We start from the raw sequence: 19,620 nt of genomic DNA on the forward strand, positions 1-19,620 counted from the left end.
GCAGCTCATGCCGGACATCCGCCTGCCTGCCGAAGCGAAGTACAAGAACGAGCTGGACGCCCTCGCCGCGCATGACGACAAGCCCCGCCCACCGGGTTGGGCGCTTTCGCCTCGCGCCGTGGAGACGTACATCCTGGGCAGTCCCAAGCCCGTGGGGGGCGTGGCCATCACGCCCAAGTACGTGGGTGACAAGGGGCTCATCCAGGTGTGCATCGCCACGCTCGCGTCCGACCGCGCGCTGATGCTCGTGGGCGAGCCGGGCACCGCGAAGAGCTGGCTGTCGGAGCACCTCTCCGCGGCCGTCAGCGGCACGTCCGCGCTCGTCGTCCAGGGCACGGCGGGGACCAGCGAGGACCACATCAAGTACTCGTGGAACTACGCGCTGCTGCTCGCGCAGGGGCCCACGCCCGAAGCGCTGGTGCCGTCGCCCATCCTGCGCGCCATGCGCACGGGCAAGTTCGCCCGCTTTGAAGAGGTGACGCGCACGTCGCCGGAGATTCAAGACTCGCTCATCTCCATCCTGTCGGAGAAGCAGGTGTCGGTGCCGGAGCTGGGGGAGATCACGAGCGCGCAGCGTGGCTTCAACCTCATCGCCACCGCGAACACGCGCGACCGCGGCGTCAACGAGATGAGCGCCGCGCTCAAGCGCCGCTTCAACTTCGTCACCGTGCCGGTGGTGGAGGACCTGGAGCAGGAGATCCAAATCGTCACCAAGCGCGAGGCGGAGCTGCGCACGGACTACCAGGTGGGCGTGCCGCCGCCGGAGGAGCTGTCGCGCGTGCTGCTGACGCTCTTCCACGAGCTGCGCAAGGGCGTGACGAAGGACGGCAAGACGAAGGTGCGCACGCCGGGCGCGGTGCTGTCCACGGCGGAGGCCATCAGCGTGCTGTTCAACAGCTCCATCCTCGCGCAGCAGTTCGGCTCCGGGACGGTGACGTCGCAGGAGCTGGCTGCGTCGCTGGTGGGCGCGGTGGTGAAGGAGCAGGAAGACGACGTGAAGGCGCTGCGCGAGTACATGGAGACGGTGGCCAAGAGCCGCACGGGCCCGTGGAAGGAGCTGTACACCGCGAGCAAGAAGCTCTTGAGGGGCTGATGGACCTGGCACTGCTCTCCCGGGTGCAGCACTTCCCGGTCCGTCACCACTCGCCGCGTACCACCGCGGTGCTCCTGAAGTGGCTGGAGCGCGTGAAGCCCGCCGTCGTCCTGGTGGAGGGGCCCTGCGACGCGACGGCGCTGGTGGACGTGCTGTGCGACAAGCAGACCCGGCCGCCCGTGGCCATCCTGGGCTACCGCACGGACGGCACCCCGTCCTCGTCGCTGTGGCCCTTCGCGGCGTACTCGCCGGAGTACCAGGCGCTGAAGTGGGCCCGGGCGAACGGCGCGCGGGCGGAGTTCATCGACATCCCGGTGGGCGTCAGCCTCGCGGTGGACCGCCATGTGCCCGGGCCAGGCGTGGAGACGGAGGCCACGGAGGGCAGCGAGCCCGTTCCCGACGAAGCCATTCCGCTCACGGAGGCGTTCGCGCGCTCGCAGGGGTTCCGCTCCTTCGAGGAGTTCTGGGAGGCGTCCTTCGAGGCGCCGGACTGGAGCCCGGAGCAGTTCCGGCCGGTGCTCACCGCCTGGGCGGACGTGGTCAACGCGGGGCCCCGGTTGGCCTATCACCGTCAGCGCGACGCCTTCATGGCGCGCAAGGTGCTGGAGGTGGTGGCGGGCGGCGTGGCGCCGGAGAAGGTGGCGGTGGTGGCGGGCGCGGCGCACACCGCGGCGTTCCTGGCGGGGGACGTGGATCCGAAGGAGGAGGCGAAGCTGCCCGCGGCCGGGCCGTGCGCGGTGACGGTGATTCCGTACAGCTTCCCGCGTCTGGCGGAGCAGCTGGGATACGGCGCGGGCAACCGGGCGCCGCACTTCTACCAGAAGGCCCACGAGGCGAACTGCGACTTCCGGCGGGCCACGCTGGAGGTGTTGCTGGACTTCGCGTCGCACCTGCGGATGCGCGGCTTCTCCGCGTCGCTTTCGGACGTGCTGGAGGCGTACCGCCTGGCGGTGACGCTGTCGGACCTGCGCGAGAAGAGCGCCCCGGGCCTGGACGAGCTGCGCGAGGCCACCGTAGCCACGCTGTGCCGTGGTGACGCGACGCACGTGGACAGCTTCCTGTGGAAGAGCGTCATCGGCCACGAAGTGGGGCAGGTGGCGAGCCGCATCGGGCAGAACTCGCTCCAGGCGGAGTTCTGGCGCGAGGTGGGTGAGCGGCGGCTGCCGCGCACGGACAGCCCGGAGACGTTCACGCTGCGGCTCAACAATCCGGTGGAGGTGGGCTCCTCCGTGTTCCTCCACCGGCTGCGCGTGGCGGGCATCCCGTACGCGTCGCTGTCCGGCACGGGGTCGTCACGCAAGCAGGGCGCGGAGGCAGAGGCCGGCGGCTACGCGGCGCTCACTCGGGTGCGCGAGGCCTGGCAGGCGCAGTGGACTCCGTCCACGGACGTGGCGCTGGTGGAGAAGATTGTGTTGGGCGACTCGCTGGAGGGCGTGACGACGCGCGTGCTCCAGGAGCGGCTGACGCAGGCGAAGACGACGGCGGAGGCGGCGGACGTGCTCCTGGAGTCCGTCATCACCGGCTGTTCCCAGACGGTGGCGCAGGCGCTCAAGGCCTGTGACGCGCTCGCGGCCACGGACGCGGACCTGCCGTCGCTGGCCTCCGCGGCGCGGGCGCTGTCGGGGTTGATGGCCTATGGCACCTCGCGCGCGCACTCGGACGTGGGTGACGAGGCGGTGGCGGCCCTGGGGGAGAAGACCTTCGGCCGGGCGCTCCTGCGTGTGCGCGAGGCCAGTGCCTGCGCTCCGGAAGGCGTGCCCCCGGTGCTGGAGGCGCTGCGCACGCTGCACGAGGTGGCGCTGTCCCAGCCCCGCGCGGACAAGGAGGGCTGGCTCGCGGAGGCTCGCGGGTTGATGGGGAGCCACGCGGTGCACCCGTCCACGTCGGGCCTGGCCACGGGCCTGTTGTACCTGGCTCGCGAGCTGCCGGAGGCGGACGTGGCGCTGGAGGTGGGCCGGCGGCTGTCCGCGGCGGTGGAGCCCTCGGACGCGGCGGCGTACCTGGAGGGCTTCCTCCAGGTGAACGCGCTGGTGCTGGTGAAGAGCCGAGACGTGGTGAAGGCGCTGGATGACTTCCTCACCAGCGTGGAGCCGGAGCGCTTCCGGCAGACGCTGCCGGTGCTGCGCCGGGCGCTGGGCGCGCTGGGGGCCACCGAGCGCCGCTACCTGATGGAGAACGTGATGGGCGTGCGCCAGTTGAAGGACAAGGGCCGCGCGGTGAAGGCGGTGCTGGAGGAGAAGGACAAGGCGACGCTGAAGGACCTGAGCGCGGACCTGGGCAAGGCGCTCGACGACCTGGATGACCTGCTATGAGCGTGGACCCCAAGGACCTGGACCCGAAGGACCGCGACGCGCTCTTGCGCTGGCGGCTGGCGCTGGGCCCGGAGGCGGAGAAGACGGGCTCCTGCCCTTCCCTGAGCGCGCTGGGCGCCGGGGCGGGCACGGTGGACCTGACGGGCGACGACCTGGAGGGCCTGGATGACGCGCTCTCCTTCGTCTACGGCGAGCGCTCGGCCGGGCGGGGTGGCTCCAAGCCGTACCTGCCCAAGTGGCTGGGCGCGCTGCGCGACTTCTTCCAGGACGACGTCATCGCGCTGGTGCAGAAGGACGCCATCGAGAAGAAGGGGCTCACCCAGCTGCTCTTCGAGCCGGAGACGCTGCCCTTCCTGGACAAGAACCTGGAGCTGGTGACGACGCTGGTGAGCGCCCGGGGGCTCATCCCGGAGCAGGCCAAGGACACCGCGCGCGCCATCATCCGCGAGGTGGTGGAGGACCTGCGCAAGAAGCTGGAGTCCCCGCTGCGCACGGCGGTGATGGGGGCGCTCAGGCGCGACCGGACGAGCCCCATCCCCATCGCGCGCAACATCGACTGGCGCCGCACCATCCGCTCCAACCTGAAGGGCTGGGATGCGGAGAGAAAGAGGCTCATCCCGGAGCGCTTCTACTTCTGGCCCAACCAGCGCCGTCACCACGAGTGGGACGTGACGCTGGTGGTGGACCAGTCCGGCTCCATGGCGGAGAGCGTGGTGTACAGCTCCGTGATGGCGGCCATCTTCGCGTCGCTGGACGTGCTGAAGACCAGCCTGGTGCTGTTCGACACGGAGATCGTCGACATGACGCCCGTGCTGGCGGACCCGGTGGAGGTGCTCTTCTCCGCGCAGCTGGGCGGGGGCACGGACATCAACCGGGCGGTGGCGTACGCGCAGGAGCACTACGTGCGCCGGCCGGAGAAGACGCTCTTCATCCTCATCACCGACCTGTACGAAGGCGGCAACGCCGAGGAGCTGGTGGCCCGCTTGAGGCAGTTGGTGGACTCACGCTCCAAGGTGCTGTGCCTGCTGGCGCTGTCGGACAGCGGGCGGCCGTCCTATGACCACGCGATGGCGGAGCAGCTCACCGCGCTGGGGATTCCGTGCTTCGGGTGCACGCCCCGCAAGCTGGTGGACGTGGTGGAGCGGGTGATGCGCAACCAGGACCTGGCGCCGCTGCTCGCGTCCGTCGACAAGAAGGGGGAGCGTCATGGCTGAGGTACGGCCCGTCATCGGGATGGGCGCAATGACGGAGATCATCAGCGACAAGGCGGAGCTGCAGAAGGGCTCGGAGCTGTTCGACGGCAAGCAGCTCACCAACCTGTCGCGCTACGAGAACCGGCTCTTCGCGGACGCGGCGGGCTCCGGGGCGACGCCCTACAAGGTGTCGCTGGTGTTCGGCGAGGCGCGCTCGGACGTGAAGGGGCGGTGCTCGTGCATGGCGGCGCGCTCGCGCCCCTTCTGCAAGCACGCGGCGGCGCTGCTGGTGGCGTGGGCCCGGGCGCCGCAGGCCTTCGTCACGGCGGAGGCGGCCCCGGCCGCGCCCGCGGGCTCTGGCGGCGCGAAGAAGAGCGTGAAGAAGGGCAAGGCCGAAACGGGCGACCTGATGAAGGCGGGCGTGGGGCAGGTGTCCACGCTGGTGCGCGAGCTGGGGCTGTCGGGCGTGGCGTCGCTGGGCGCGGACCGGCCGGAGCAGGTGCGCGCGCTGGGCGAGGCGCTCCGGGCCAATGGCCTGCGGCGGCTGTCCGCGCGGGCGGTGGAGCTGGCGGGCCTGCTGGACGCGGCGGCGGCTCGCACGGGGACCTTCGAGGCGCCGGTGTACGCGGACCTGGTGGCGGACATGCTGCTCACCGCGCGCAAGGTGGAGAAGCACCTGGGCGGTGATGCGCTGGAGCCCCGCCACGTCGAGGAGCTCATCGGCAAGACGTGGACGAAGAAGGACCGCGCGCCCGTCGAGGGGCTCAAGCTGGTGGAGTACGCGTTCTCCTCCAAGGTGACGCCGGACCGGTTCATGGTCCGCGAGAGCCGCTTCGTGGACCTGGTGTCGGGCGGGCACTACAGCGAGAAGCAGATCCTCCCCGCGAACCTCAAGACGGTGGCGCCGAAGAACAGCCACGCGGGTGCCGTACTCCAGGGTGCGCACGGCGGGCAGTACCCGGGCTTCGCGCCGCACCGGCTGGACCTGGAATCGTGGAAGGACGCGCCGTCGGTGGACCGGGCGGCGCTGGAGCGGCTGGTGGAGGTGGCGCTGCCGGACGTGGGCGCGGTGATGACGGCCTTCCAGGAGCACCGCAAGGACGTGTTCGCGCCGGACCTGCTGCCGGTGTCCGTGCGGGCGGAGACGCTGCTCGCCAGCGGGGCCCGCTCGCAGTTCGTGGACGGCACGGGACGCGGCCTCTTCCTGCCGGTGGACCCGTCGCTGGAGGAGCCGCTGTCCACCGCGCTGGAGGACGCGAAGCTCGTGGCGGTGCTGGGCGACGTGGGCCTGGAGGCGGCACTGCCCACGCTGTTCCCCTCGGCCGTGGTGGTGCGGACGCCGGAAGGACTGGACCTGCGCACGCTGGGCCGCGCGGAGGACGCGCCCGTGTCGCCCCGCCGTCGCGGTCGCGTGCGGGCCCCCGCCGCGCCGAACGCGCTGCCTCGAAGTGGCTGGGCGGATGCGGCACGGGCGGCGGGTGCGTCGCGGGCGGCCATCGCGCTGGCGGAGGTGCGCGATGAGCTGGCGGACGCGTTCGCCAGCGGCCTGTCGGCGGTGAGCCCTCGCACGGTGGAGCCGCTGGTGTCCCGGCTGAAGGAGCTGGGGCTGGAGAAGCCGGGCGCGCTGCTGGAGGCGCTGGCGCAGCGGGCGGACCCGGCGGAGCGGCTGGACGACTTCATCAAGGTGTACCAGGTGCTGGGCATCGCGCTGGTGCGGCTGTCGGGCGCGGTGCAGGTGGACCTGTCCCAGCTGGAGTCCGTGCCCACGCACCCGAGCATCCACGTGCAGAAGCCGGAGGAGGTGCTGACCCCGGGCGAGGCCATGGTGCGCCGGGCGCGCGGGGAGCTGACGCGCTACGAGGCGGCGGCGCACGCGGCGCGCTACTACGCGAGCCTGGGGCCGGACGTCCTGGCGCGGGAGTTCTACCCGACGTGGAGCGACGGCGCGGCGAGCGCCTTCGTGGCGCGGACGGTGGCGGCGTTGGGCGAGAACGCGCTGGGCTCCGTGCGGAGCGCGCTCGGTGAGCACCACAGCCGCATGGTGCGCCGCACCGCCCTCCGCGTGCTGGGCGCGATGGGCGGAGTGCAGGCGCGGCGTGAATTGGACGCGGTGACGCGCAAGGGCCATGACATGGGCCTGCGCCTGTTCGCGAAGGAGACGCTGGAGGACGTGCAGGCCCGCGAGGCGGGCGAGGCGGCGGTGGTGGAACTCTCGCGGCGCCGCAAGGAGAAGGCGGTGCCGCTGATGCAGGCGGCGCTGTCCGAGACGACGAAGGACGCGCGCGGGGCGGCCGTGGCCATGCTGGCGGACCTGGGCACGGTGGCCATGCCCGTGCTGCGCCAGGTGCTGCACGGGGACCCGGCGCGCGAGGTGCGGCGTGAGGCGGCGGAGGCGCTGGCCCGGATGGGGGACGCGGAGGTCCTCGACCGGTTCATCCTGATGGTGCAGGGCCGAGGCCACGACGACGTGGAGGCGAAGCACGCCGTGTACGCGCTGGGCATGCTGGGCGACGTGCGCGGCGCGGAGGCCCTGCTGCTGGCTTTCGTGGACGGGTGGAAGCCCGGCGTCGTCGCGGAGGCCATGCGCTCGCTGGGGCTGGCGCTGCTGCAACCCGCGCTGGACCTGGCCGAGCGGCGCCCGGAGGAGCTGGAGCGGAAGGCGTTCCGGAGCGTCTTCGAGAACTTCCAGCCCACCGACCTGGCCAGGGCGCTGGAGGCCCGTCTCAAGGCGTCCCTCGAACATCCGGACCTGCTGGCTCGCGCGGCCGTGTACCTGAAGGTGGCGGCGTCGAGTACGGCGGTGGGCAAGCACATCGCCCAGCGCCTCATGGAGGTGCCCGCGCTGGCCGCGGACAAGGCCCTGGCCAAGGCGGCGAAGAAGCTCCTGTGAGGCCGTGGACCCGCCGCCGAGCTCCTCTCGGCGGTGCGTTCAGTTCGACAGCTTCGAGGCGAGGTCGATGCGGGTGGGGGAGACCGGCACGGGGAACGGCTTCCCAGCGCGTCCCGGTCCGACGCGCAGCCATTGCGTGGCGTCCCGAATCCGGACAGCCTCCGCGCGGCATGACGGAACCTGCTCCTCCTCCCGCGCCTCCACCGCGCCGCGACGACACGATGGGCGAGTTCGACCTGCCGTTCTTCGAGCGGCTGTCGCTCCAGATGCAGGGCATCGTCATCGCGGTCGTGCTGCGCGTCACCGACCTGCTGTTGCTGCTCCTCCGCCCCCGGCTCCTGAAGCCGTACATGGGATTGTGGTGGCAGCGCATCCTGTGGACGCCCTTCCGTTGGCGACGCACCTTCGAGATGACGCGGGCGCTCCAGACCACGGGACAGTCATTCCGCGAGCTGATGTACGGCGAGACGCCGCTGGTGACGGCGTTGTGGTTCCTCAAGAGGGCGGGCGTGGGGCGCGGCAGCCGGGTGGTGGACCTGGGTGCGGGGCGCGGACGCGTGCTGCTCGCCGCGCGCTGGTGGGGCGCCGAGGCGCATGGCGTGGAGCTGATTTCGGACCACGTGGCGCGCGTGGCGCCGTGGCTTCAGCCGGCGGGCATCACGCTCACCGTGGGCGACATGACCCGCGAGCCCCTGGGTGAAGCGACCCACATCTTCTGCAACTGGGTGGCGTTCAGCCCGGAGACGAAGGCCCGGCTTGTCACCCACCTGCGCACCTGCGCCCCTGGCACGCGCATCATCACCGTCACCCGTCCCATCGAGGCGGAGGGCTTCAGTGGCCACTCCTCCCATTGGATGCTGTTCACCTGGGGGCTCGAGAAGGTCTGGCTTCAGCAATACCTTCCGGTCCCACCGCATCAACCTGACACGGGAAGGTCGGATGAGACTCCGAGCCTCCCCTGCGTTACTCGTGATTAACTGGGAAAGACGGGCGGCGGCATTCCTGTCGCGAGAGGTGATGTCGATGACCGAGTCGAGGAACATGGAGCCTGACGTGACCCGCGAGAAGCTTCTTAGGGCGGCCGCGGACCTCATCCTGGCTCAGGGGCTTCAGGCAGTGACGCTCGATGCCATCGCGGGGCGGGCAGGTGTCCCAAAGGAAGACCTACTGCAGCATTTCCAGACCAAGCCCATTCTGCTCGATGCGCTGTTCGACGACGTGACCCAGCGCTTCGCCGGGGCGGTCGCCGCCGAGATGGCGAAGGATCCGGACGCCAAAGGCAGGGGAACGCGCGCGTATCTCCGGGTGACGGTCGCCGCTCCCGCCGATGACGGCGAGGCCCACGTCATGCGCTCGCTCATCGGGCTCATGCTCTTCGACCCGGAGGTCCGGGAGCTCTGGAGCTCCATCTGGGACGAGGCGCGGGAGGAGCAACTCAGCCCCCAGGAGCAAGAGTCGCCGGAGCTCACGCTCTGCCGTCTGGCGATTGACGGGTTGTGGATGTCGGACCTGCTCGAGCACCGCACGGTCTCAAACCAGACGCGTGCGGCGGTCATCCGCCGAATCGAAGAGCTCACGCGCAAATAGCCTGGCTGCCCGCGAGGCTCCGTGACGGTGGCTCACCCAGCCGGAGAGCCACCACGGTACTGCTGGGGTTCACGCACGTCTCCTGAGCAAGAGCCGGGCGTGTCGCCTGGGCCCTCGGGGCGGTGGTGCCGGTGCGTCAGCGCGTCAGGTGCTTCAGCGTGAGGTAGACGAACTCCGCGCCGGGCTGGAGGGACGTCACCGGGACGCGCTCGTTGGGGGCGTGCGCGGTGCGTGCGTCGTCCGGCGTCAGCGCGAAGAGATCGATGCCATAGGCGTGGATGCCCGCGCGGCGCAGCGTGGCGGACTCGGTGGTGCCCGTGGACATGCGAGGAATCACCGGCGCCTTCGGCCACACCTTCGCCGCGGCGGCCTTCACCGCGCGGAACATGGCGTTGTCCCCCACGGGCGACATGGGCGAGTCCGGCGGCGACACGTTCATCTCCACCTGGATGTCGGGGTCATTCACCGCGGCGACGATGCGCTCGCGCACGGCCTTCGGATCCGCGTCCGGCAGCAGGCGGCAGTTCACGGTGGCCTCGGCCGTGGCGGGGATGACGTTGGACTTCGTGCCCGCCTTGAACACAGTGGGCACGCAGGTGGTGCGCAGCACGGCGCCCAGCGCGGGGTCCAGCCGGGCCACGGTGGTCACGGCGTCCTCGGGCGGCGCGTCTGGCGATCCGGCGATGCGGCGCAGTGCTTCGCCCAGCTCGCCGGGAGTCGCCTGTGCTCGGCCCTGCACGTGGAGCCTGGCGGCGGGCGTCAGGTGCGCTGGGAAGGTGAGGGCGCCCACTCGCGCCACCGCCGCGGCCACCCGCACCAGGGGCCCCGCATCCACGGGCGGCGCGGAGGAGTGACCTCCGGGGCCGGTGGCCTTGAGCGTCACGTTGCGGGACACGCGCTCCGCGGCCTGGAGCGCCACGAAGCGCACCTCCTTGCGGTCCGGCGACAGTTCCGTGAGGCCGCCCTCGTTGAGCGCGAACTCCGCCTCCTTCAGCTCCGGCCGGTGCTCCATCATCCAGTCCAGTCCCTGTCCGGAGCCCACCTCTTCATCCGCGCCTAGGTACAGCAGGATGTCGCGCGAGCGCGTGCCGCCCTCCTGCTTCAGCCGGCGCAGCGCGAGGATGCTCGCCGCGGCCATGCCCTTGTTGTCCTGCACGCCGCGTCCGTAGAGCAGGCCGTCCTTCTCCGTGAGTGTCCACGGGTCGGTGACCCACTCGGTCTTCACGGCGGGCACCGTGTCCAGGTGCGCGAGCACGAGCACCGGCCGGCCCTTGCCGCTGCCCTTCAAGCGCACCAGCAGGTTGCCGCGCCCGGGCGAGGGCTCGATGAGCTCCGCTTCGATGCCGGCTTCGCGCAGCCACTTCGCCGCCACCTGGGCCGCGGCCGTCTCGTTGCCGGGCGGATTGGAGGTGTCCGCGGCGATGAGCTCCGCGAGCAGCGTCCTCAGTTCGTCCTTCGGCGCGGGACGGGATGACGCGGCGTGGCTTGGACCCAGCGCGAACAAGGCGATGACGAGGGGCAGAAGACGCATGGCCGAGAGGCTCGCGCCTTCCGCCCTGGGAAGGCAACGGAAGCGGTGTTTGCAAGGAGTGCCGTGTTAAGGGAAGGGCCCTGGAGGGATTCCGCCATGGCCTCGCCGTTGAGCTTTCGCACCGTGGAACTGCCGCTGCGTCACGCCTGGACCATCGCCCGGGGCACGAGCACGGTGAAGCGCAACGTGTTCGTGGAGGTGCGCTCGGAAGGCCACGTGGGGTACGGCGAGGCCGCGCCGAACGTGCGCTACGGCGAGTCGTGGGAGACGGTGGAGGCGGCACTCCACAAGTTGGCCCCAGTGCTGGAGGGCCGCGACCTGCGCCACTTCCGCGACGTGTCCGAGGCCGTGGACGCGGCGCTGCCGGACAACCCCGCGGCGAAGGCGGCGGTGGACCTGGCGCTGCATGACTGGGCGGGCAAGGTGATGGGCGTGCCGCTGTACCGGATGCTGGGCGTGGACCCCTCGCGGCAGCCGGTGACGTCCATGTCCATTGGCATCGATGTGCCGGAGACGCTGGCCGTGAAGGTGCGCGAGGCGGCGGACTTCCCGGTGCTGAAGGTGAAGCTGGGCGCGGACCGCGTGCAGGAGGTGTTCGGCACGGTGCGCGCGCTCACGGAGCAGACCATCCGCGTGGACGCGAACGAGGCATGGAAGCCGGACGAGGCGCTGGCGCACATCCAGTGGTTGTCCACGCAGGGCGTGGAGCTGGTGGAGCAGCCGTTGCCCGCGGCGGACGTGGAGGGCGCGAAGTGGCTGCGCGCGCGCTCGCCGCTGCCGCTGGTGGCGGACGAGTCGCTGACGAAGGCGTCGGACGTGCCGAAGCTGGCGGAGGGCTTCCACGGCATCAACGTGAAGCTCCAGAAGAGCGGCGGCATCCGTGAGGCACTTCGCATCATCGAGACAGCGCGCGCGTGCGGCCTGAAGGTGATGCTGGGCTGCATGGTGGAGACGGGGCTGGGCATCGCGGCGGGCGCGCACCTGGCGCCGCTGGTGGATTGGGTGGACCTGGACGGCAACCTGCTGCTCGCGGAGGACCCGTACCGCGCGCATCCGGTGGTGCAGGGCCGCATCCAGTTGGGAGCGGGCGCGGGCCTGGGCGTGGAGCCCCGGTGACGCCACCGCTCATCCAGGACCCGATGGCGGTGCTCGCCGTGCTGCTCGCGGTGCTGGCGGGATTGTATGCGTTGCAGCGCTACCCGGCGGTGGCGCGGTTCTTCAACGTCGTGCCGCTGCTGGTGTTCGCGTACTTCGTGCCGACGCTGCTGTCGAACACGGGCGTCATCCCCACGCAGTCGGAGCTGTACCGCTTCACGCGCGTGTACCTGCTGCCCGCGAGCCTGGTGTTGCTGGTGCTGTCGGTGGACCTGCCCGCCATCGCCCGGCTGGGGCGCAATGCGGTGGGCGTGTTCCTGGCGGGCTCGGTGGGCATCATGGTGGGCGGGCCGCTCGCGTATCTGGCGTTGGGGTGGCTGGTGCCGGCGGAGCTGGGGGACCAGGCGTGGAAGGGATTGGCGGCGCTCAGCGGGTCGTGGATTGGCGGCAGCGCGAACTTCGTGGCGATTGGCCAGAGCGTGGGCGCGCTGGACAGCACGTTGAGCATGCTGGTGGTGGTGGACGTGGGCGTGTCCAACGTGTGGACGGCGGTGCTGCTGTCCTTCGCCGGGCGTGAGAAGGCGATGGACGCGAGCATCGGCGCGGACCGGACCGCGCTGGACCACGTGCGCGAGGAGTCCGCGCGCATTCAAGCGGCGTCCGCCCGGCCCGCGAGTTTGTCCGACCTGCTCTCGATGCTGGCGGTGGCGTTCGGCGTGACGGTGGTGTGCACGGCGCTGGCGAAGATGCTGCCGGACCTGGGCAACGTGGTGACGGGCTTCACGTGGGTGGTGCTGCTGGTGACGACGGTGGGCGTGGTGCTGTCGTTCACGCCGGTGCGCAGGCTGGAGGGCGCAGGGGCGAGCCGGATGGGTTCGCTGTTCCTGTACCTGCTGGTGGCGACGATTGGCGCGCAGGCGGAGTTCCGGCGGCTGTGGGATGCGCCCGCGCTGGTGGCGGTGGGGGCGCTGTGGATGTGCATCCACGCGGCGGTGACGATGGGCACGCGCCGGTGGTTGAAGGCACCGGTGTTCTTCGCGGCGGTGGGGTCGCAGGCGAACGTGGGCGGCACGGCCTCCGCGTCGGTGGTGGCGGCGGCGTTCCATCCCGCGCTCGCGCCGGTGGGCGTGCTGCTCGCGGTGCTGGGGTATGTGCTGGGGACGTACTGCGGGCTGGTGACGGCGCTGATGCTGGAGCAGGTGCACCGGCTGATTCACTGAAGGGAGTCGTGGATGCGGACGGTGCTGCTCTGGGCAGGGCTCCTGGCGGTGGGTGGTTGCGCGACGAGGCCGGAGGCGGGCGCTCCTCCGCGTGAGTCCCTGAAGGCGGTGGTGGAGTCGCTGGCGGGCGAGGCCACGCGCCTGTCGCCCGGGACGGACCTGTCGCTCGCGGTGATGGACCTGCGCACGGGGGAGACGGCGAGCGTCTCCGGCCTGGAGCCGCACATCTCCGCCAGCTCCGCGAAGGTGTTCTGGGTGGCGGCGGCGTTGGGACAGAGGGACCTGGCGACGGTGGCACCGCTCGCGGAGAAGGTGTTCCGCACGTCGGACAACGAGGCATCCGGCGAGGTCATCGACCTGGTAGGTGGCCCGGATGCCATCAATGTCTATCTTCGCGGCCTGGGCCTGGGGCACACGGCGCTGACGAAGTGGAACTACGGCCGGGAGCGCTGGGCGACGAACTCTCCGCGCGTGATGGGGCGGGACAACTACTTCTGCGCGGACGACATGGTGTCGTTCCTGGCGCGGTTGGACCGCCGGGAGTTGTTGGAGCCGGAGCCCACGGCGCGGCTGCTGAAGTGGATGGAGTTGACGCCTCGGGACGGCTGCGGCGGGTGGCTGGGAACGCGCCTGCCCGCGAGCGCCCGCGCGTCGCTCCAGCACAAGGGCGGGTGGCTGCCGCCGGGATGCTGTGGAGATGACGCGCGCTACAACGTGCTCAACGAGGTGGGGCTGGTGACGCTGCCGGACGGAGGACGGTACGCGGTGGCCATCCTGGCCTCGCGAGGACCGGACTGGCCGAAGCAGGCGTTCTTCGTGGAGCGCGCGTCGTGTGTCTTGTACCGGCACCTGGCGAAGGACGCGGCGCTGGATTGTGGGGAGGCCGTGGCGCGGGATGGCGGTCCGGCACCCGTGGTGCTGGAGCCCGGGGCTCCCGCGCCGAACTACGACTGTGAATGAGAAGGTGAGAAACTCGCGGGGCCTCCCCGACGGAGGCGGACCGCGAAAACCTGTCCGACAGTCGGACAGGTTTTGACCGTGCCGGTCCGGGACGGTCTTGATGCGTGGAAGCCTGGCGCGCTCGCGGTGTGACCTTGCAGCGCCATTGAACTCATGAAGAAACGGCCACGTTGTACCGAAGACGAATTGAAGGTCCTGGAGTCGCTGACCACGTACATGCGGGCCTCGGTGTGGACGGAACCCGGCTATCCCGTCGAGGCGTATCTGTATCGATGGCAGCAGACTGCGGAGACCGTTGCGGACTATCCGGACGGCATTGATGACTTCATCTATTGGCTGACGAGCCGGGACGCGCTGGAGTTCATCATGGCGAAGTGTCCCCAGCCTGCCGTGGACGTGCTGAGACGCCTGGTCGCGGAGGCCGACGAGATGTTCCGGGCCGCGACCCGAGACGACGGGGGCCAGGCCTTGTCGAGATTCTGGATACCCGCTGGCACGACCTGGTGGTACTCCCGCCGGCCTTTCACCGGGCCCCTCAGTACCTACCTGGATACGGGGAAGTACAGGACATGACGCGCGCTCGGCATGGAGCGTGGAAGCAGGGCTGATGCTTCCGGAGTGCGCGGGACTGCGATGTGCGGCCGAGCCGTTAATGCTGTCCGACGTGAGTCACGGGAGGTGTGGCCATGATGGATCCGCAGGCGTGGCGTAGGTTCTCGGAGCGGCTTGGGGTGGTGCATTCGATCATCCAGGCTCCGATGGCAGGGGGCCTGACGCCGCCGGAGTTGGTCGCGGCGGTGTCGGAGGCAGGAGGCCTGGGCTCGCTGGGCGCCGCGTACGTGCAGCCGGAGGACATCGTCCAGCAGGCCCGCGCGGTGCGCTCACTCACCTCTCGGCCCTACGCCATCAACCTCTTCGCTCCCCAGCCCGCGGTGGCTCCCGCGGACCCGGGGCCCACGCTCGCCATCATTGAGCGCTTCCATGCGGCACTGGGGTTGCCTCCTCCCGTGATTCCTGCGTCCGCGATGCCGGACTTCGCGAAGCAGGTGGAGGCCGTGCTCGACGCGGCGCCCACGGTGTTCAGCTTCACTTTCGGCATTCCGCCCGCGCCGGTGCTGGAGGCGTTCCGGTCGCGCGGCATCCTTGTCGTGGGCACGGCGACGAACGTGCGCGAGGCCCAGGCCCTGGAGGCCGCGGGCGTGGATGCGATTGTCGCGCAGGGGTCGGAGGCGGGAGGCCACCGGGGCTCCTTCGGCGGTTCGTTCGAGGCGGGCATGGTGGGCACGATGGCGTTCGTGCCTCAAATGGTGGACGCCGTGCGGGTGCCGGTCATCGCCAGCGGCGGCATCATGGATGGACGCGGCATCGCGGCGGCCCGGATGCTGGGTGCGGCGGCCGTGCAGCTGGGCACGGCGTTCCTGCGGTGCCAGGAATCCAGCGCGGCGGCGGCCCACAAGGCGCTGTTGCGCGAGGCCCGGGATGAATCGTCACGCATCACCCGCGCCTTCTCCGGCCGCCCGGCCCGCGCGATACCCAACGAGCTGACGACCACGCTGGAGGAGGCCGGCGCCATCCTGCCGTTCCCACAGCAGCACGGAGCCACGCGCACGCTGCGGGCCGCATCGTCGAAGCAGAACGACACGCGCTTCATGGCCCTGTGGGCGGGGCAGGGCATTGGCCTCTCGCGAGAGGGCCCCGCGGCGGACCTGGTGCGCGCCCTGGTGGCGGAGACCGACGCCGCGCTGGCCGCCGTGCGCGGCTGACTCAGGACGTCGACGGCGGGCCCACGCTCCGGCCCGCGATGCGCTGGCGCAGCGCCACGAAGTACATGCTGCAGAACGTGGCCACGAGGACCGCGGCTTCATCCCAGTAGTCCAGCGGGTCCTCGTTCTCGTCCAGCAGCGACAGGCTGAGCAGGCACAGCACCACGTGCACGGCGAACACGGGCAGCGATGCCTGTCCCAGCGCCTCCAGCACCTTGGGACGCAGCCATTGGAACAGGCGGGGCGCGAGCCAACTCGCCAGCAACGCCACGGCCAGGAAGTTCACGAGCCGCAGCGGCGCGAGCGACCACTTGTCGAACAGCACCCCCGCGGCGCCCAGGTCCACGTCGAGGTGGCGCACGACGAAGAACCCCAGGCTGACGACGATGGCGCCCGTGAGGAGCCGGCGCGACACGGGCTCGCGCTGCTCCGGCGCGGTGGCGCGGGCCACGCCCATCCACACCCCGAGCACCCAGAGGAACTGCCACGCGAACAGGTCGAACGCGCCCGACAGGTCGATGCTCAACGGCGGCCACGGCAGCACGGGGATGGCGACGAGCAGGTCATACAGGGCGCGCTTGAGGCCCACCTGCGCCCAGACCCAGATGAGGGCGCTCAGTCCCAGCACCCGGGACCAGCCCTCCTTGCGCGCACCGAGCAGCACGGCGGGCGTGAGCAGCAGCAGCACGACATAGAGCGGAAGGATGTCGAGCAGCGGGGGACAGTAGAGGAGGAACAGGCTGCTCCACAGGGCGGTGAACGGGTCCTGATGGAAGAACCCGAGCAGGTTGTGGATGGCGGGCCTGCGCGCGGCGACGCCCAGCGTGGCGATGATGGTGAACGCGAAGGAGAGCAGGGCGACGTGGTAGCCGTACACCTTGAGGGCGCGGCTCCAGAGGCTCTTGAACATCGCCACGGGGCTCGAGGTCCCCAGCTTCTTCGCGTGCACCACGCCCACGAGGAACGCGGAGAGGAACACGAAGCCCTCGGCGGCGGACACGAAGCCGAACGGCTGATTGCCGATGACACTCAGCCGGGTGGGCAGGTGCGTCAGCGTCATCAGGACGAGCAGCACTCCGCGCAGGCTGTCGAACTCGGGGCGGCGTTTCATGGCGGGTAGACTCTCTTCACCCATGCCACAGCCCCACGTCCCGGGTAAACCGCCCCGGTCGCTCGGATCCAGTGTCACTGTCCGGATGACGCACGCAACCGTCATCGCGTGGATGCTGCTCGTGGGGACCGGCTGTGCGGCGTCCCGAAACGTGCGGCTCGGTACGGGCCGAGGACCCACCCGTGTCCACACGCCGCAGCGGGACGTCCGGCCCGTGGCGCTGGACGAAGACGCCTTCGTGTCCGCGGTCGCGGGGCTCGCACGCACCGCGCCTGTTTCCTCGTACCCCATGGAGGCGGCCCGCCGGCTGCTGGCAGCTTCGCTTCCGTCACGCCCCTATGCCCACGTGCGTGGACACCTGGGGCTCATCTCCGTGCACGAACCTGGGCGCGGACGCCTCCGACTCAACGATGCACCGGAGGCGGAGCTGGCGGCGGCCTATGGCCGATGGTGCAAGAGCAAGGCGCTCGCTGGCGATTGTCTCCACCTGCTGGAGCGAGGGCCCACGTTGGACGAGGACGGCAAGCGCACGCTCGCCTTCTCCATCGCGTTGGACTCGGTGTGGGACGAGACGGAGGACGCGCTGCGGGGCATGACGGATCGCGGGGCGGTGCTCTCCATGATTGTCACGACTGGCGCCTTGTATCTGGGCTTGTGGCTGTTGCCGGAGCCCGTGTCCAAGGGTGTCGCGGCGACGATGACGGCGGTGCTCATCGCCTACCTGGGCGTCGACACGGTGTGGAGCCTCATCCAGGGCTGGATGCGGCTCGCGGACGCGGTGTCGGAGGCCACGACCTTCGATGAGCTTCGGGACGCGGGAGAGCAGTACGGCGAGGTGATGGGCCAGAACGCCGCGCGGGCCTTCGTGATGCTGGCCACGGCGGCGCTGGGCAGCACGGCGGAGACACTGGCCGCGAAGGTGCCCACGTTGCCCGGTTCGGCGCAGGCGTCACTCGTGGGCGTGGCGGAGGGTGGCTTCCGGTTGGGCGCGGTCGCTCAGGTGGAGTCCATCGCCGTATCCACGACGGGTGACATCCTGCTCACCCTGGCGCCGGGTGCGGTGGCGACTGGCGGGCCCGTGGAGGTGCCGGGGCCGAAGCACCACATCGCATCCGACAAGTTCAGCACGTCCACCGCGAACGGTGGGCCTTGGACTCCGCGATACCAGCGGATCTTCGACAAGGGCGGGATGTCACTGAATGATCCCGAGAATCAGGTGGACGTTCCCGGCCACCGAGGTCCGCATCCTCGTGAGTACCATGAAAGAGTCCATCAACGGCTTGAACAGGCAACGGCGACCTGCAAAACCATCGACCAATGCCGAGAGGCGTTGAAAGGTGCGCTGCGCGCTCTGGCGAGTGAAATCGTCCAGAAGGGCAGCTTCCTCAACAAGCTGGTGACCCGCACGGAGTGAGTGCAGGAACCCGACCCATGTCCTTGCGATATTTCGAACTCGCTGATGACGTGTACATTGAGGGCCGCTGGGAACTGGGGCATCCAGAGGACGCCCAAGGGCGGGACCTTGAGGACTCCTGGCAGTTCCGGATGGGCCGACCAAGCTCGTGGGAAGGGAGCCTGCGGGTCCCGGTGGAGATCCCAGGCAACGCACTCGACTACTCCCACGCGGCGTTCAGCACTCCGGTGGTCACCTCGCGGGTGGCCGCCATCTTCGAGCAACTGGCCCCGAACGACGTCCAGCTCTTCCCCGTGGACATCGAGGGCCAGTCCGACGACTTCTTCATCCTGAACGCCATCCGCCGCGTGAACTGCATCGACGATGAGGCTTCGGAGGAAGCACGGTACTGGATGCCCAAGGATGGGCTGACGGAGAAGGTAGGCACCTATCTCTCCGTGTGGGGCATGCGCATCGACACCACACGGCTCGGTAGCGCGAGGGTCTTCCGGCCCCTGCACTGGGAAGTGGTCCTCGTCGTCCCCGAGGACATCAAGCTCGCGCTGGAATCGATTGGCGCCACGGGTGTTCAGTTCAAGGACGTGTCCCCGCTCCGCTGATTTCCGCGCCTCCGTGCGTCACGGCGACTGTCCGCCAGGCCGCTTGTTTCCGAGGCTCGGTTGCAATCAGGGCGCACACGGCTACATTCAGCACTTCACCGCAGTCGCAACCCCCGGGTTCCTCGTCAGATGACGGTTTCGCTCACAGCCTGCCTGCAGCGTGCTCCGCGCCGGATTTCCGTGCGCCGGACGCTGCCCGCGCACGGCCGAGCCACCGCCTGGCTTGTCACCCACGCCGCCCGTCTCGCGTAGCTCACGACGGACGGCGTCCGCTCCACCCCCACTGAACCTTCGCGCCACGCACGCCCACCTTTCCAGGTGTGCATGCCGTCCCCATCCCCCTTCCCACAGGAGGCAACCGCCATGACCCACGACCACTCCCTCATTGTCACCGACACCGACCTGCAGCGCCTGGAGCGCGTCGTCGAACAATACGGCAACGCTCGCAACGCCGAGCTCGTGGAGCAGCTGGAGTCCGAGCTCGCCCGCGCCGTCGTCACGTCCTCCAGCACCATTCCCCGCGACGTCGTCACCATGAACAGCACCGTCGTCTATGAAGACGAAGAGGCCGGCGAGACGCGCGAAGTCACGCTCGTCTATCCCAAGGACGCCAACAGCGACGCCGGCCGCATCTCCATCCTCGCCCCCGTGGGCAGCGCCCTCCTGGGCCTGTCCGTGGGCCAGACCGTGGAGTGGCCCCTCCCCCAGGGCCGCACCCGCCGCCTGCGCATCATCGCCGTGCCCTACCAGCCGGAGGCCGCCGGTCACTTCCACCTGTAGGCCCCGCGTCCTCCCATGACGCGTCAGCGCCGTGTCCGCGTCCCGCGCTGACGCGTCATTCCCACCCCGGGG

16 protein-coding genes are annotated in these 19,620 nt (G+C 70.3%); 14 read left to right on the forward strand and 2 right to left on the reverse strand.

What is annotated here, in order from left to right; all coding sequences use genetic code 11:
• Positions 1-7: 7 nt before the first annotated feature.
• The 6 genes from GTZ93_RS03660 to GTZ93_RS03685 all read left to right on the forward strand — a co-directional run bounded on the left by GTZ93_RS03660 (position 8) and on the right by GTZ93_RS03685 (position 9,075).
• Positions 8-1,093, forward strand: coding sequence for an ATP-binding protein (locus GTZ93_RS03660; RefSeq protein ID WP_120576491.1), 1,086 nt, complete (start codon positions 8-10; stop codon positions 1,091-1,093).
• Positions 1,093-3,405 carry a DUF5682 family protein gene (locus GTZ93_RS03665; RefSeq protein WP_139916304.1) on the forward strand — a complete coding sequence of 771 codons (2,313 nt, stop codon included), beginning with the start codon at positions 1,093-1,095 and terminating at the stop codon, positions 3,403-3,405. The genes GTZ93_RS03660 and GTZ93_RS03665 overlap by 1 nt, the downstream gene beginning before the upstream one ends.
• Positions 3,402-4,619, forward strand: coding sequence for a VWA domain-containing protein (locus tag GTZ93_RS03670; RefSeq protein WP_120576473.1), 1,218 nt, complete (start codon positions 3,402-3,404; stop codon positions 4,617-4,619). The genes GTZ93_RS03665 and GTZ93_RS03670 overlap by 4 nt, the downstream gene beginning before the upstream one ends.
• Positions 4,612-7,488: a HEAT repeat domain-containing protein gene (locus tag GTZ93_RS03675; protein ID WP_139916303.1), complete on the forward strand. Its 2,877-nt coding sequence runs from the start codon at positions 4,612-4,614 to the stop codon at positions 7,486-7,488. The genes GTZ93_RS03670 and GTZ93_RS03675 overlap by 8 nt, the downstream gene beginning before the upstream one ends.
• A 170-nt stretch (positions 7,489-7,658) precedes the next feature.
• Positions 7,659-8,465 carry a class I SAM-dependent methyltransferase gene (locus GTZ93_RS03680; protein WP_306464179.1) on the forward strand — a complete coding sequence of 269 codons (807 nt, stop codon included), beginning with the start codon at positions 7,659-7,661 and terminating at the stop codon, positions 8,463-8,465.
• Between the two features lie 76 nt (positions 8,466-8,541).
• Entirely contained in the window at positions 8,542-9,075 is a 534-nt protein-coding gene (locus GTZ93_RS03685; RefSeq protein WP_257979051.1) for a TetR/AcrR family transcriptional regulator, read from the forward strand.
• 136 nt (positions 9,076-9,211) lie between these two features.
• Here GTZ93_RS03685 and GTZ93_RS03690 read toward each other — a convergent pair whose 3' ends face one another.
• Complete coding sequence (locus tag GTZ93_RS03690) at positions 9,212-10,606, reverse strand: M20/M25/M40 family metallo-hydrolase (protein WP_139916301.1); 1,395 nt, start codon at positions 10,604-10,606, stop codon at positions 9,212-9,214.
• Positions 10,607-10,702: 96 nt separating this feature from the next.
• Here GTZ93_RS03690 and GTZ93_RS03695 point away from each other — a divergent pair, with 96 nt between their 5' ends.
• From GTZ93_RS03695 to GTZ93_RS03715, 5 genes are all read left to right on the forward strand, one after another.
• The gene (locus GTZ93_RS03695) at positions 10,703-11,722 is read left to right on the forward strand and encodes a dipeptide epimerase (RefSeq protein ID WP_139916300.1); all 1,020 of its coding nucleotides are present in this window, start codon (positions 10,703-10,705) and stop codon (positions 11,720-11,722) included.
• Positions 11,719-12,921, forward strand: coding sequence for a DUF819 family protein (locus GTZ93_RS03700; protein ID WP_257979050.1), 1,203 nt, complete (start codon positions 11,719-11,721; stop codon positions 12,919-12,921). The genes GTZ93_RS03695 and GTZ93_RS03700 overlap by 4 nt, the downstream gene beginning before the upstream one ends.
• A gap of 12 nt (positions 12,922-12,933) precedes the next feature.
• A complete protein-coding gene (locus tag GTZ93_RS03705) occupies positions 12,934-13,881 on the forward strand; it encodes a serine hydrolase (RefSeq protein WP_139916299.1) in 948 nt (315 codons plus the stop codon).
• Between the two features lie 186 nt (positions 13,882-14,067).
• Positions 14,068-14,454, forward strand: a complete 387-nt coding sequence (locus tag GTZ93_RS03710) for a hypothetical protein (RefSeq protein WP_139916298.1) — start codon at positions 14,068-14,070, stop codon at positions 14,452-14,454.
• Between the two features lie 113 nt (positions 14,455-14,567).
• Entirely contained in the window at positions 14,568-15,644 is a 1,077-nt protein-coding gene (locus tag GTZ93_RS03715) for an NAD(P)H-dependent flavin oxidoreductase (RefSeq protein WP_139916297.1), read from the forward strand.
• A gap of 1 nt (position 15,645) precedes the next feature.
• Here the strand turns inward: GTZ93_RS03715 and opgC are convergent, their stop codons facing one another.
• Positions 15,646-16,755, reverse strand: a complete 1,110-nt coding sequence (gene opgC / locus GTZ93_RS03720) for an OpgC domain-containing protein (protein ID WP_121776069.1) — start codon at positions 16,753-16,755, stop codon at positions 15,646-15,648.
• A gap of 85 nt (positions 16,756-16,840) precedes the next feature.
• Between opgC and GTZ93_RS03725 the strand changes: the two genes are divergently transcribed.
• The 3 genes from GTZ93_RS03725 (at position 16,841) to rnk (ending at position 19,548) form a co-directional block, all read left to right on the forward strand.
• Positions 16,841-18,169, forward strand: coding sequence for an AHH domain-containing protein (locus GTZ93_RS03725; RefSeq protein WP_139916296.1), 1,329 nt, complete (start codon positions 16,841-16,843; stop codon positions 18,167-18,169).
• A gap of 17 nt (positions 18,170-18,186) precedes the next feature.
• Positions 18,187-18,768 carry an imm11 family protein gene (locus GTZ93_RS03730; RefSeq protein WP_139916295.1) on the forward strand — a complete coding sequence of 194 codons (582 nt, stop codon included), beginning with the start codon at positions 18,187-18,189 and terminating at the stop codon, positions 18,766-18,768.
• A gap of 363 nt (positions 18,769-19,131) precedes the next feature.
• Complete coding sequence (rnk, locus tag GTZ93_RS03735; RefSeq protein ID WP_120576460.1) at positions 19,132-19,548, forward strand: nucleoside diphosphate kinase regulator; 417 nt, start codon at positions 19,132-19,134, stop codon at positions 19,546-19,548.
• Positions 19,549-19,620 lie beyond the last annotated feature (72 nt).

The sequence above is a fragment of the Corallococcus exiguus genome (assembly GCF_009909105.1).
Classification (GTDB): Bacteria; Myxococcota; Myxococcia; order Myxococcales; family Myxococcaceae; genus Corallococcus; species Corallococcus exiguus.